We start from the raw sequence: 14911 nt of genomic DNA, 5'->3' as shown, positions 1-14911 counted from the left end.
ACGAAAACTTTAAAGATAAAATACTCTGGATTATTACTTTAGAATAGCTTTTATCATCGCATCATCTTTCAAAAACACTTGATAATACTGAGTTTCTCCAAATAATTGACGCGCAAATTCGGCAACAATATATTTTTTGACATACTCTTTATTGTTGCTTAAATCAACATCAAAACCTGTATCAGACATGTATTTTTCAAACTTTGAAACCAAAGTAGTATCGTCTTTGGCAACTTTCAGGTATTGGTCTAACGAAAGATTAGCATATTTTTTTCGGTCTTTGTCTAATTGTTCGAAAACAAAATGTCCGATAACACCAGTATTCATCAAATAGGCAACGCCTTCTTCACCTTTTTTAACTTCTAAAGGCACAAAAATATCAGGAACAATTCCGCCGCCGCCATATACAATTCTGCCTTTTTTGGTTTTGAACTTTAATGAATCGGCAATTTTGATTTTATCTTTTTCATACAATTCACCGCTTTCAAAACGAGTGTCAAATTCGTGATTGTATTTTTCGCCTTCACCTTTTGTATAGGGTTTTTGAATGGAACGACCACTTGGCGTATAATATCTTGCCGTTGTTAAACGAACCGCCGAACCATCATCAAAATCCATTTCGCGTTGTACTAATCCTTTTCCAAACGAACGACGACCAACAATGGTTCCACGGTCATTATCCTGAATAGCGCCAGCTAAAATTTCACTTGCAGATGCTGAGTTTTCGTCAATTAAAACATAGACTTTACCTGTTTCAAAAATTCCATTTTCGGTAGCAAAGGTTTTGTCAATATTTCCTTTTTTGTTTTTGGTAAAAACAATTAAATCGTCGTCTTTAAGTAATTCATCTGCAATGTCAACAGCGCGTTCTAAATATCCGCCGCCATTATTTCGTAAATCGATGATTAAAGTTGTAATTCCTTTTTTCTTCAAATCGGATAACCCTTTGTAGAATTCCTCATAGGTGGTTTCAGCAAATCGATTGATTTTGATGTAGCCAGTAGTTGGATTTATGGTTGTAGCAACGTCAACACTTTTGATGGCAACAGTTTCGCGAATGACGTTAACTTTTAATTTTTTATTACTGTTTTTTCTAAAAATGGTTAATGCAACACTAGAACCTTCATTGCCTTTCAATTTATTGTATAAACTATCGGAAGGAAGATTTCTACCAAATAATTTTGTTTTATCGGCATATAAAATTCGGTCGCCAGCTTTGATACCTGCTTTTTCCGCTGGACCATTTGGCAACGGGCTAACCACTGCAACAGTATCATTGTGCATGTAAAAATTGATTCCAATACCAACAAAGTCGCCTTTCATGATTTCAGCTTCCGAAGATTGAATGCTTGGCGGAATATAAATGGAATGTGGGTCAAGTTTTTCGAGAATGCTGTTTACGGTTAAATCAACTATAGAATCTGAATTGACATCGTCAACATATTCGTTGTCAATAAAATTGATTAATCGGTTTAGTTTTGCCTGACTGGCATTTTTTGGAGAAAGTTTTCGGTTAGGAAAATTAAGCATACCACCAATCATTATCCCAAAAGCGATGCAGGAAAACAATAAAATTGGTAAATATTTTTCTTTCGATTTCATTTTTTAAACTTCTAAACTTTCAATTTGTTCAACAACAACACCTGCTTTTCTTAAAAAGTCTAAACCTGAATCATCGCGATATCCATTTTTAAAAACAACTCTTTTTATTCCCGATTGATGAATGAGTTTGCTGCATTCTTTGCACGGAGAAAGTGTGATGTATAATGTTGCATTTTCGCTAGATTGCGAACTTTGAGCTAGTTTAGAAATAGCATTAGCTTCAGCATGCAAAACATACCATTTTGTTAAACCTTCATCATCTTCGCAGCAATTTTCAAAACCGCTTGGTGTTCCGTTATAACCATCAGAAATTATCATTCGGTCTTTAACAATTATAGCACCAACTTGTTTTCGCTTGCAATAGGATAATTTACTCCATTCGGATGCTATTCTAAGATAAGCAACATCATATTTGTGTTGTTTTTTTTCTTTCATTTTTATCGAAAATAATTCAAATGTAATTATTATAAAGCAAAGATACCGAAAGGATTTGCTCTTAAAAAAGATTTAAGATAATTTAAGAAAAAATTAGTTTCCCCAAATTTCATTTTGCAAAATCATTGGTACTACAACGCCAATAATGAATGCTGAAACTATTAGAATCCAATCGCGTTTAGAGAATTTCAATATCGTTTGAACGACGTATGCCAAAAGTAATGCTGATACTACAACTATAATTTGAGCCGCTTCAATACCAAGAGCAAATTCACAAAGCGGTAACAGTTTGTCGCTAGGTTTTCCTGAAACCATCACATTAAAATAATTTGAAAATCCTAATCCGTGGATGATTCCAAAGAAAATAGTAACGAAGGCAATGAAAGTTAGATTGTCTTTTTTAAATGATTTTCCTGAAGCAATAATGTTGTAAAGTGCAGCAATCAATATGGTTATAGGAATCAAAAACTCAACATATTGTGATTTTACAGAAACAACATTAAAAACTGAAAGGAATAATGCCAAAGTATGACCAAGAGTAAAAGTGGAGACTAAAATCAATAGTCGTTTCCAATTTTTAAACTCATAGGAAACTGTAAGCGCTAATAAAAAAAGCACATGATCGTAGGCAGAAATCGATAAAACGTGTTTCAAACCAATGTTGAAGTATATCCAAAAATCAGACATAAGTAGATAAAAAAGTAGTTTAGGTTAGGTAAACTTACGATTTATTTTAAAATGATTAAAAATTAGGACTTAAAAATTATTTCAAACCTTAAAAATCGTTTCCTTTACAGTAGAATTTGAATTATATTTGCAGAAATAAAACCATAATTATTATGTCATTTTCAGATTTATTTGATAGCGAGTTTAAAGCAAGAAATAAAGGTCATTTTTCTGCCATTGTTAGAGTAGCAATTGCTGATGGTGATTTGAGCAAAGAAGAAAAAGAGTTTTTGGATAAACTTGCAGTAAGATTAGAAATTTCAGCAGCTGAGTATGAGGAAATTTTGGAAAACCCAATGAAATATCCAATTAATCCGCCTTATTTACATACGCAACGTTTAGAGCGTTTGTATGATTTATCAAGAATGGTTTATGCCGATCATATACTTGGACCAAAGCAAAAAGAAATTTTAACTAAGTTTGCTTTAGCATTAGGATTCACGCCAGGAAACGTTCCTTTCATTATTGATAAAGCGTTGTCACTTTTAGTTATGAATGTTGACTTGGATACATTTGTTTACGAAATGACACACATGAATAAATAATAAAAAAACTCCCGAAATTTTCGGGAGTTTTTGTTTACTTATATTTTGCCATAAATTCTTCGGCTTTTTCTACCATATTATAACTTCCGCAGAAAAAAGGAACTCGTTGATGTAATTCTTTTGGTTCAATTTCCATGATTCTTCCAAAACCATCAGAAGCTTTTCCGCCAGCTTGTTCTGCTATAAACGCCATTGGATTACATTCGTATAGCAAACGTAATTTTCCAGTTTGAGCTTTAGAACTTGTTGGATAAAGATAAATTCCACCTTTTATCATGTTTCGGTGAATATCAGAAACCAAACTTCCGATGTATCTCGAAGTATAAGGTCTGTCTTCTTCTTCTGTTTGACAATATTTAATATAATCTTTTACTCCTTGAGGAAAATGAACATAATTACCTTCGTTTATAGAATAGATATTTCCATCTTTTGGAAATTGCATGTTCGGATGCGATAAATAAAATGTTCCAATAGCTGGATTAAGCGTAAATCCGTTTACTCCATGACCAGTTGTATAAACAATCATAGTTGAAGTACCATAAATCACATAACCCGCAGCTACTTGTTGCGTTCCTGGTTGCAGAAAATCTTTAATAGAAACGGGTGTTCCAACTGGAGTAACACGTCTGTAAACCGAAAAAATAGTCCCAACAGAAACATTTACATCAATGTTTGATGAACCATCAAGCGGATCAATTAATACAACATATTTGTTGCTGTGACTTTTATCAGAACCAGCAACAGTTATAAAATCATCATTTTCTTCTGAAGCAATTCCGCAAACAATTTCACGGTTGATTAAAGTTTGAATAAAAATTTCATTGGCATAAACATCCAATTTTTGTTGGTCTTCGCCTTGAATATTTTGATCGCCTGCAGCTCCAATGATATCAACTAAACCCGCTTTATTAACTTTGTAGTTTACTACTTTTGCAGCTAATCTAATTGAGTTAAAAATTCGAGATAATTCTCCTGAAGAATATTGAAAAGCATTTTGATTTTCGATGATAAACTCACCTAAGGTTGTATTACGTTCTTCCATTACGACATCGTTGTAGTTATGTGCTGCAAATATCGTTAAAATCCCCAAAGAAAAAATCTATTTCTAAAAGAAATTATAAATCGTACTTTTGCGTAAATTTTCCAAAATGATTATCCGTAAAGCAAAAAAAGAAGATATGAAATCGGTTCTTGAACTCATTCAAGAATTGGCTCATTTTGAGAAAGAACCTGAAGCTGTTGTGGTTACGGTTGATGATTTAATTCGTGATGGTTTTGGCTCAACTCCTTTGTTTCATTGCTTTGTGGCAGAATTGAATGAAGAAATTGTTGGTATGGCATTGTATTATTATCGCTATTCAACTTGGAAAGGAAAAACCATTCATTTAGAAGATTTAATTGTCAAAGAAAAAATGCGTGGTTCAGGACTTGGATTCGCTTTGTATTCAAAAATTATTAAGCAAGGAAAAATAGATAATGTTCGCAGAATTGAATGGGCAGTTTTGGACTGGAATACGCCAGCAATCGAGTTTTATAAAAAATCAGGCGCAAAAGTTTTTGACGATTGGCGAATTGCTCAAATGGATGAACAAGGAATCAATAATTTTTTGGAAATAAACAGAAATAAGTAATACAGTTTTATAAATTTTAATAGAAAAATGAGAATTTTCAAATTTGGTGGAGCATCAGTTAAAGATGCTGATGGAATAAAAAATGTGTACAGTGTTTTAGAAAAAGTAGGTCATGAGGACACACTTTTAGTAATTTCTGCAATGGGAAAAACAACTAATGCTTTGGAAGTTGTTATCAAAAATTATTTTGATAAATCTCCAGAATTACATTCTTCATTACAAGAAGTTAAAAAGTACCATAACCAAATTTTAATGGATTTGTTTGACGATGAAGATCACGAAGTTTTCTATGCAGTAAATAGTCATTTTGCCGATTTAGAATATTTTATCAGAAGTAATAAATCGCCAAATTATAATTTTGTTTACGACCAAGTTGTGAGTTATGGAGAAATTATTTCAACCACAATTGTAAGTCATTATTTTAATCATACAGGTTTGAAAAACAATTGGATTGATGTTAGAAATTTTATCAAAACAGACAACAACTATCGTGATGCAACCGTTGATTGGGATAAAACACAAGGTTACATTTCTAAAGGAGTAAAGAAAAAAGCCTTGAATATTACGCAAGGATTTTTAGGTTCTGATGAAAATAATTTCACTACAACCTTAGGTCGTGAAGGTTCCGATTATACGGCGGCAATTTTTGCATATTGCCTAAATGCTGAAAGTGTAACTATTTGGAAAGATGTTCCGGGAGTGATGAATGCCGATCCACGATTTTTTGAAAATGCTACTTTGCTTAATCAAATTTCGTATCGCGAAGCTATTGAGTTAGCGTTTTATGGTGCAACAGTAATTCACCCAAAAACATTACAACCATTACAAAGAAAAGAAATTCCATTATTCGTAAAATCGTTTATCAATCCGCTATTGCCGGGAACAAGTGTTTCAAAAGGAGCCGATTTAGAACCGCATACACCTTGTTTTATTTTAAAGAAAAATCAATTATTGATTTCACTTTCATCTATTGATTTTTCATTCATCATGGAAGAAAATATCAGTGAGATTTTTAAATTATTTCACGATTATAAAATAAAGGTAAATTTGATTCAAAACACAGCCATTAGTTTTTCGGTTTGCGTTGAAGATAAATTTGGAAATTTTGATGAATTGAAAACTATTTTGTCCAAAAAATTCAAAGTTTCGTATAATGAAAACATGTCGCTTTATACTATCAGACATTTTGATGAAAAAGCAGCAAAAATGGTTGAAAAGGACAAAACAGTTTTACTAAAACAAATTTCTAGAGAAACTTTGCAGTTGGTTACTAAAGAGTAAATCATACTTAACTTGACTTTTTTTCGTTTATAATATGTATGCAGAAAAAGATTTTCTATTGGTTTCTTTTAATAAATTGTTTCCAGCTTTCGGCTCAGGAAATCAATTCATTATATAAAACCAAGAAAATAGCTGTTTCGCAGGATACAATTGAAATCGAAAAAGTAAGTATCAATCCAGAGTTTTTTAAATTAGAAACTAAAAATGGCGTTGCTTTAGACAGTATTTTTTATAAAATTGATTTCCAAACTGGTAAAATTATTTTAAATAAAAATGCTCCAGTTTCAGATACAATAATTGTTCGTTATCTAAAATACCCTGATTTTTTAACAAAAACATATAGTGTTTACGATGACAATTTAATTGTTCCAAATGAAGACGGAACACTTTATAAAGTCAATCGTGAGGTTAAAAAATTCATTCCTTTTGATGGATTGAATACATCGGGAAGCATAACTCGTGGTGTTACCGTAGGGAATAATCAAAACACATCGGTTTCATCAAATCTCGATTTACAAATCACAGGAAAAATATCCGATAAAGTTTCGCTTCGTGCTTCTATTCAAGACAGCAATATTCCTTTGCAAGATGGCGGTTATTCTCAAAAATTAGATGAATTTGACCAAATTTTCATCGAACTTTTTACAGATAAATGGAACATTCGTGCTGGAGATTTATTTCTTGAAAACAGACAGTCACGCTTTTTAAATTTCAACAAAAAAGTGCAAGGACTTTCTACTCATTTTACTTTTGGTGGCGAAGAAAATAAAACTGATGTTTTTGCTGCTGCGGCTATAGTTCGCGGACAATATGCTAGAAGTTCATTTACTGGTCAAGAAGGAAATCAAGGTCCTTATAAATTGCGAGGAAACAATGGCGAATTATATGTTTTGGTGATTTCGGGTTCAGAGCGAGTTTATGTTAATGGAATTTTGAAACAACGTGGCGAAAACAATGATTATGTTATCGATTATAATGCGGGTGAAGTAACGTTCACATCTTTATTTCCAATAACTTCTGAAATGCGTATTGTGATTGAATATCAATATTCCGATAGAAGTTATACTCGTTTTGTAACGTATGCTGGAGCAAATCATGAAGCTAAAAAATGGAGTTTAGGCGGTTATTTGTATTCTGAAAATGATGTAAAAAACCAACCGTTACAACAAAATCTTTCCGCCGAACAAGTGCAGGTTTTGCAAAATGCTGGTGATGATGTAAACTTGATGAATGCGCCATCAGCTTATTTAGACACTTATTCCGAAAATAAAATTCTATATAAAAAAGTTATTATTAATGGTGTTGAGGTTTTTGAGTATTCCAACAATCCAGATGACGAATTGTATAATGTTAAGTTTTTATTGATTGGAAATAATCTTGGTAATTATATACTTTCGAATTCGGCATCTATTGGTAAAATTTTTCAATATGTAGAACCGATTAATGGCGTTCCACAAGGAAATTATGAACCCGTAGTTCGATTAGTAGCGCCAACAAAAATTCAAATAGCAACGGTTTTGGGTAAATTTAATCCAAACGAAAAAACACTAGTAGATTTTGAAGTTGGTGTTAGTAATAATGATTTGAATTTGTTTTCAAATATTGATGATGATAATAACAAAGGTTTAGCAGGAAAGTTGAATTTCAAACAACGATTATTAACCAAAAAATGGAATATCGATGCTTTTGGAAATTATCAATTCATTCAAAAAGATTTCCGAACCATAGAACGATTATTTAATATTGAGTTTAATCGTGATTGGAATTTGACCACGTTTTCGGGGAATCAAAGTTTGCTAGTCAATGGTTTGGATTTTATTCTTCCAGAAAAAGGGAAATTGACGTATCAATATGAAAACCTCAATTTTAGCAACAGTTTTTCTGGAAATAGACATAGCGTTAATGGGTTTTTTAAGTTAAATAATTGGAATATTTCTCAAAATGGAAGTTACTTAAAAAGTAGTGGAACGATAGCTAATTCTACTTTTGCTCGAAATCAATCGCAAGCCAGATACCATTTTAAAAAGAATTGGATTGGCGGAGTTTTCAATTTGGAAGACAATCAGGAAAAGAATAAAATTACCAACCAACTTTCGGCATTAAGTCAACGTTTTTCTGAATATGGAGCGTTTGTTGGTCGTGGCGACAGTACTAAAGTTTTTGTAGAATTGGGTTATCTACATCGTGTAAACGATAGTTTGCAAAATGGTTATCTACGAAAAGTAAATCATTCGGATTCCTATTATTTAAAATCAAAATTAATTCAAACCGATAAAAGTGATTTGTCTGTTTTTGTGAATTATAGAAACTTAAAATATACAGATGAAACAAGGTCAAATGAACCGTCATTAAATTCAAGAATTTTGTATAACGACCGATTTTTTAATCAGTTTTTGCAAACTACAACAGCATATGAAACTACTTCAGGAACAATTCCTCAACAAGAATTCACCTATTTAGAAGTCGAACCAGGACAAGGAGTTTACACTTGGAACGATTATAATGTCAACGGAATTCAGGAACTAGAAGAATTTGAAGTAGCGCCATTTTCTGACCAGGCAAAGTACGTCAGAGTGTTTTTGCCAAATCAAATTTTCTTGCGAACACATCAAAATAAATTTTCTCAATCATTAACCATTAATCCAAATATTTGGCAAAATGAAACGGGTTTCAAGAAAATTGCTTCTTATTTCTACAATCAAACATCCTTTTTAATAGAAAGAAAAATTCAACGTAATGGAAGCAATTTCGATTTAAATCCATTTTCAAATTCTGATGAAGATTTGCTAGGATTAAACACAAGTTTTAGAAATAGTTTGTTTTACAACAGAGGAAAACAAAGACATTCAACAACTTATACGTTTATTTCCAACAGAGTGAAAAGTTTGCTTTCTGTTGGTTCACAAGAAAGCGAAAATAACTCGCATCAGCTTCAATACAATCATTTGGTTAAGAAAACATGGTTGTTTTCATTTTCAACAAAAAGAACAGAAACTTTATTAACTTCTGAGAATTATTCAAGTAGAAATTTTGAGGTTTTAGCATATCAAATCAATCCAAAAGTTTCCTATTTGTTCAATAATAATGCGAGTTGGGATATTTTTTATGAATATCAAAACAAAGAAAATCAAATTGGAAATCTGGATAAGTTGAATCAAAGTCGATTTGGAACTTCCTTTTCATATGCAAGCGACAAACGTTTTACAGTTAATGGAGAAATTTCTATTTATCAAAATCAATTTACTGGCGATGCGTTATCGCCTGTTGCTTTTCAAATGCTTGAAGGATTGCAACCAGGCAAAAACACCACTTGGCGTTTGTTACTTCAAAAGAATTTGACACAGTTTTTAGATGTAAATGTCAACTATCAAGGAAGAAAAACCGAAACCAGTCAAACCATTCATACAGGAAATATTCAGTTGAGAGCTTATTTTTAGCTTAATTTGATTCAGGGTTGGTTTTTGTAAAAGATAAATTATTACTTTTAATCAAGTAAAACTTTTAATTATGAAAAAACTAATTTTAATGTGTGTGGTATTTGTGTTTTCAAATGCCGTTTTTGCTCAAACTGCAAAAGAAAAAGTTGCAAAAGAAAAAGCTAAAACTGAAAAAAAGATTGAAAAAGCGAAAGAAGATCAGGAAAAAAAGGTCACTAAAGCTCAAAAAGATCAAGACAAAAAAGTAAAAGAAGCAAAAGAAGAAATTTCCAAAGCAAAAAAAGAAACCGATAAAAAAGTTTCTAAAGCTAGAAAAGAAGTCAAGTCTAATAATGCTTCAGCGACTGGACAAGTAAACTCTGCAGAAGGAAAAGCTAAAGCTGCAGCTAACAAAGTTGAAGCTAAAACTAAGGTTAAAAAATCGGAAGCTGAAGAAAAAGAGGATTTAAAAGAAACTGTTTTGTCAAAAGCTACCGAGAAAAAAGTAAAGGATAAAGTAACTGGAACTTATAAAGGTAAGAAAGTTTACACAGGTCCAAAAGGTGGAAAATATTACATAAATAAAAACGGAAATAAAACGTATTTACCAAACGATTAATTATTTTCAAATTAATTTTAAGTGCAAAGTTCAATTTTGGATTTTGCACTTTTTTTATGTTTTCAAAAATCAGTTTTTGAATCACAAAAAGTGTTAAAATTTCATCGAAAGGATTTTCTTATTTACCTTTGTTTTAGCGGTTTAAGGGAGTTTTTTATTTTGTAAAATATTGAATATCAATAAATTATGATTTTGTAATTTTTAACCAAAAAACAGGTGATTTGTTAAAAACTAAGTCGATTTGTGAATAAGTTTGACTTTCATTTTACGTTTCAAATAACAATCTTTGTAACACACAGAATTTAAAAAATCACCCAAATAAAATTAGAAAAGATGACGTCAGTTGAGCCAATTTTACAAGAAAACAAAAATCGTTTCGTAATATTTCCAATAAAACACCACGATATTTGGGATTGGTACAAAAAAATGGAAGCAAGTTTTTGGACTGCTGAAGAAATTGATTTACATCAAGATTTATCAGATTGGAACAACAAACTAAGTGCTGACGAAAAGTTTTTCATTAAGCATATTTTGGCATTTTTTGCAGCTTCAGACGGAATTGTAAATGAAAATTTAGCAGAGAATTTTGTAAATGAAGTTCAATATCCAGAAGCAAAATTCTTCTATGGTTTTCAAATCATGATGGAAAACATTCATAGCGAAACCTATTCGTTATTGATTGATACTTACGTAAAAGACGAAGCTGAAAAAGCTGAACTTTTCAATGCTTTAGAAGTTTTTCCAGCTATTAAAAAGAAAGCGGATTGGGCTTTACGTTGGATAGGTTCAGATTCTTTTGCTGAAAGATTAATTGCTTTTGCAGCGGTGGAAGGAATCTTTTTTTCAGGAGCATTTTGTTCTATTTTCTGGTTGAAAAAACGTGGTTTAATGCCAGGATTAACTTTTTCTAACGAATTAATTTCTCGTGATGAAGGCGTTCACTGTGATTTTGCGGTTCATTTACACAACCATCATTTGGTAAATAAAGTGTCAAAAGAAAGAATCAGAGAAATTATTGTTGACGCTTTAAACATCGAAAGAGAGTTTATTACTGAGTCGCTTCCTGTGAGTTTGATTGGTATGAACGCTGCCTTGATGACACAATATTTAGAATTTGTTGCAGACAGATTACTTGTTGAGTTGGGTTGCAACAGAGAATACAATGCATCCAATCCTTTTGATTTCATGGATATGATTTCGCTGCAAGGGAAAACAAATTTCTTTGAAAAACGTGTTGCTGAATATCAAAAAGCTGGCGTTATGTCAAAAGATACGGATGACCAAAAAATTAGTTTCGACGCCGATTTTTAATTATTTCAATTTTTAGATTTTTTATGAGGCGAAAGCTTCATAAAGTTAAGGGATTAACAAAAACAAAACACTAACTCGAAAATAGAGAAGGGATTTTCTATTTTCAAAAAACCAAAATTATGTACGTAATAAAAAGAGATGGACACAAAGAACCCGTAATGTTCGACAAAATCACAGACAGAATTAAAAAACTGTGCTATGGTTTAAATGAAATGGTTGATGCAGTAAAAGTAGCCATGAAAGTAATCGAAGGATTGTATGATGGTGTAACTACTTCTGAATTGGATAATCTTGCGGCTGAAACAGCTGCTTCTATGACAGTTTCTCACCCAGATTATGCACAACTTGCGGCTCGAATAGCTATTTCTAATTTGCATAAAAACACCAACAAATCATTCTCTGAAACGATGGATGAAATGTTTCATTATGTTAACCCAAGAACGAATTTGAAAGCGCCTTTGCTTTCGGAAGAAGTCCACAAAGTAATTCAAGAAAATGCAGAATTTTTAGATTCACATATTATATATACCAGAGATTTTAATTATGATTATTTCGGGTTTAAAACCTTAGAGCGTTCGTATTTGTTAAAAATCAATGGAAAAATTGTTGAACGTCCACAACATATGTTGATGCGTGTTTCGGTTGGAATTCACTTGAATGATTTAGATGCTGTTTTAGAAACCTATGACTTGATGTCTAAAAAATTCTTTACACACGCAACGCCAACATTATTCAACGCAGGAACACCAAAACCACAAATGTCATCTTGTTTCTTATTGTCAATGAAAGATGATAGTATTGATGGAATTTATGACACGTTAAAATCAACAGCAAAAATTTCGCAATCAGCTGGAGGAATTGGATTATCAATTCACAATGTTCGTGCAACAGGTTCATACATTCGTGGAACAAATGGAACTTCTAACGGAATTGTTCCAATGTTGAGAGTTTTCAATGATACTGCTCGTTATGTTGATCAAGGTGGTGGAAAACGTAAAGGAAGTTTTGCGGTTTATATTGAAACTTGGCATGCAGATATTTTTGATTTCTTAGACTTAAAAAAGAATACCGGAAAAGAAGAAATGCGTGCGCGTGATTTATTTTATGCCATGTGGACATCCGATTTGTTCATGAAACGTGTTGAAGAAGATACTACTTGGACGTTGATGTGTCCTAACGAATGTCCAGGATTGTATGATGTTTATGGTGATGAATTTGAAGCACTTTATACTTCATATGAGGCGCAAGGAAAAGGAAGAAAAACTATTCGTGCTCGTGAACTTTGGGAAAAAATTCTTGAATCGCAAATCGAAACAGGAACGCCATACATGTTGTATAAAGATGCAGCAAATAGAAAATCGAACCAAAAGAATTTAGGAACCATTCGTTCTTCAAATTTGTGTACCGAAATCATGGAATATACTTCTGAAGATGAAATTGCAGTATGTAATTTGGCTTCGATTTCGTTACCAATGTTTGTAGAAGATGGAAAATTTGACCACGAATTGCTATATAATGTTACTAAACGAGTAACGCGTAACTTGAATAAAGTTATCGATAGAAATTACTATCCAGTAAAAGAAGCTGAGAATTCAAATTTACGTCATCGTCCAGTTGGATTAGGCGTTCAAGGTTTGGCAGATGCTTTTATCATGATGAGAATGCCATTTACAAGCGATGAAGCAAAACAATTGAATCAAGAAATTTTTGAAACAATTTATTTTGCAGCGGTAACAGCTTCGATGGAATTGGCAAAAGAAGAAGGACCATATTCTACCTTTGAAGGTTCACCAATTTCACAAGGTGAATTCCAATACAATCTTTGGGGATTAAAAGACGAAGATTTATCCGGTCGTTGGGATTGGGCAAGTTTACGTAAAGAAGTAATGAAAAATGGTGTTAGAAACTCGTTATTATTAGCGCCAATGCCAACTGCTTCAACATCTCAAATTCTTGGAAATAATGAAGCGTTTGAACCATATACTTCAAATATTTATACTCGTCGTGTATTATCAGGGGAATTTATTGTGGTAAACAAACATTTGTTATACGATTTAGTGGAAAGAGGTTTGTGGAACGAAACGTTGAAGCAAGAAATCATGCGTCATAATGGTTCGGTTCAAAATATCGACCAAATTCCTGATGATTTGAAAGAATTGTACAAAACAGTTTGGGAAATGTCAATGAAAGATATTATTGATATGTCGCGTCATAGAGGATATTTTATTGACCAATCGCAATCGTTAAACTTGTTTATGCAAGATGCTAACTATGCAAAATTAACATCAATGCATTTCTATGCTTGGAAATCGGGCTTAAAAACAGGTATGTATTACTTGAGAACGAAAGCAGCGGTTGATGCTATTAAATTTACATTAAACAATGATAAAAAAGCAGAACCAATCGCAGAAAAACCTGAAGCAGTTGCTGTAGAAGTTGTTGCACCGGTTGAAAATGGAGAAATGACTGCTGAAGATTTTGCTGCAATGATAGAAAGAGCAAGAAATGCAGCCGGAACCGGTGGCGATGATTGTGAAATGTGTGGCTCATAATTAGAAATGAATAAAAATAAGTAATAAAGAAAACAGCTATCATTAAGGATGGCTGTTTTCATTTAATTACCTTTGGCATAAATAGAAAAAAATGGCAAAAGAAAAAAAAGGAGTTTATACTGGAATTATTGAAAAAGACGAACACGGCAATTATTTTTGCGGTGAATATTTGTTGGATTATCAATATACCATAAAAAACTTTAAGCTTGGCGATGAAGTAAACATCAAATCGGTGATTGAAAACCCAAGTGATAAAAGCTATAATTTATATCCTAAGAAATCCAAAAACTTCTTTTTGTCAAACGATAAGGAATAAAAATGTTTTCGCTAAAAAGAACCACTTCTGATAATTCTGATTTTAATGCATTAGTTGCACAATTAGATGCTTATTTAGCTATTCTTGACGGTGAAGACCATGCTTTTTATGCACAATTTAATAAGTCTAGTTTATTAAAAAATGCTTTGGTTTGTTATGAAAATACTATTCCCGTAGGCATTGGCGCTTATAAAGAATATGATGCAAATACCGTTGAAATAAAAAGAATGTTCACTTTGCCAGAAGCTAGAGGAAAAGGAATTGGTTTTAAAATTCTAAATGAATTGGAAAATTGGGCAATAGAAGAAGGTTATACAATAGCAATTCTTGAAACAGGACATTTGCAAAAAGACGCTATTCATCTATATCAAAAATCGGGTTATGAAATAATTGAAAATTATGGTCAATACATTGGAGTAGAAAATAGCGTTTGCATGAAGAAATCGTTAAAATAAACTACTTTAACATTTAACATCT

Annotated in this window: 13 protein-coding genes; 9 read left to right on the top strand and 4 right to left on the bottom strand. The window is 32.1% G+C overall.

Annotation, left to right across the window (positions count from 1 at the left end; translation table 11 throughout):
• Positions 1-33: 33 nt before the first annotated feature.
• From RN605_RS08980 to RN605_RS08970, 3 genes are all read right to left on the bottom strand, one after another.
• Positions 34-1602, bottom strand: coding sequence for a S41 family peptidase (locus RN605_RS08980; protein ID WP_313324321.1), 1569 nt, complete (start codon positions 1600-1602; stop codon positions 34-36).
• A gap of 3 nt (positions 1603-1605) precedes the next feature.
• Positions 1606-2037, bottom strand: coding sequence for a deoxycytidylate deaminase (locus RN605_RS08975; protein WP_313324320.1), 432 nt, complete (start codon positions 2035-2037; stop codon positions 1606-1608).
• A gap of 93 nt (positions 2038-2130) precedes the next feature.
• Positions 2131-2724 carry a HupE/UreJ family protein gene (locus RN605_RS08970; RefSeq protein WP_313324319.1) on the bottom strand — a complete coding sequence of 198 codons (594 nt, stop codon included), beginning with the start codon at positions 2722-2724 and terminating at the stop codon, positions 2131-2133.
• A gap of 152 nt (positions 2725-2876) precedes the next feature.
• On the opposite strand from RN605_RS08970, the gene RN605_RS08965 reads away from it, so the two are divergent.
• Entirely contained in the window at positions 2877-3308 is a 432-nt protein-coding gene (locus RN605_RS08965; RefSeq protein ID WP_313324318.1) for a tellurite resistance TerB family protein, read from the top strand.
• A 34-nt stretch (positions 3309-3342) separates the two neighbouring features.
• Here the strand turns inward: RN605_RS08965 and fbp are convergent, their stop codons facing one another.
• A complete protein-coding gene (fbp, locus tag RN605_RS08960; protein ID WP_313324317.1) occupies positions 3343-4350 on the bottom strand; it encodes a class 1 fructose-bisphosphatase in 1008 nt (335 codons plus the stop codon).
• Between the two features lie 106 nt (positions 4351-4456).
• Here fbp and RN605_RS08955 point away from each other — a divergent pair, with 106 nt between their 5' ends.
• From RN605_RS08955 to RN605_RS08920, 8 genes are all read left to right on the top strand, one after another.
• Positions 4457-4939: a GNAT family N-acetyltransferase gene (locus RN605_RS08955; protein WP_313324316.1), complete on the top strand. Its 483-nt coding sequence runs from the start codon at positions 4457-4459 to the stop codon at positions 4937-4939.
• A 27-nt stretch (positions 4940-4966) separates the two neighbouring features.
• Positions 4967-6220 (top strand): aspartate kinase, encoded by a 1254-nt coding sequence (locus RN605_RS08950; RefSeq protein WP_313324315.1) that lies wholly within the window; start codon positions 4967-4969, stop codon positions 6218-6220.
• Positions 6221-6258: 38 nt separating this feature from the next.
• Positions 6259-9657 carry a hypothetical protein gene (locus RN605_RS08945; RefSeq protein WP_313324314.1) on the top strand — a complete coding sequence of 1133 codons (3399 nt, stop codon included), beginning with the start codon at positions 6259-6261 and terminating at the stop codon, positions 9655-9657.
• 70 nt (positions 9658-9727) lie between these two features.
• A complete protein-coding gene (locus tag RN605_RS08940) occupies positions 9728-10255 on the top strand; it encodes a hypothetical protein (RefSeq protein ID WP_313324313.1) in 528 nt (175 codons plus the stop codon).
• 333 nt (positions 10256-10588) lie between these two features.
• The gene (locus tag RN605_RS08935; protein ID WP_313324312.1) at positions 10589-11566 is read left to right on the top strand and encodes a ribonucleotide-diphosphate reductase subunit beta; all 978 of its coding nucleotides are present in this window, start codon (positions 10589-10591) and stop codon (positions 11564-11566) included.
• A 119-nt stretch (positions 11567-11685) separates the two neighbouring features.
• Positions 11686-14118: a ribonucleoside-diphosphate reductase subunit alpha gene (locus RN605_RS08930; protein WP_313324311.1), complete on the top strand. Its 2433-nt coding sequence runs from the start codon at positions 11686-11688 to the stop codon at positions 14116-14118.
• 91 nt (positions 14119-14209) lie between these two features.
• Positions 14210-14434: a hypothetical protein gene (locus tag RN605_RS08925; protein ID WP_313324310.1), complete on the top strand. Its 225-nt coding sequence runs from the start codon at positions 14210-14212 to the stop codon at positions 14432-14434.
• Between the two features lie 2 nt (positions 14435-14436).
• Positions 14437-14889: a GNAT family N-acetyltransferase gene (locus tag RN605_RS08920; protein WP_313324309.1), complete on the top strand. Its 453-nt coding sequence runs from the start codon at positions 14437-14439 to the stop codon at positions 14887-14889.
• Positions 14890-14911: the final 22 nt, after the last annotated feature.

Origin of the sequence: Flavobacterium sp. PMTSA4 (assembly GCF_032098525.1) — a bacterium.
Taxonomy (GTDB): Bacteria; Bacteroidota; Bacteroidia; order Flavobacteriales; family Flavobacteriaceae; genus Flavobacterium; species Flavobacterium capsici.
The sequence above is the reverse complement of the archived record's forward strand: the minus strand, read 5'-3'. Positions and strand labels throughout refer to the sequence as shown.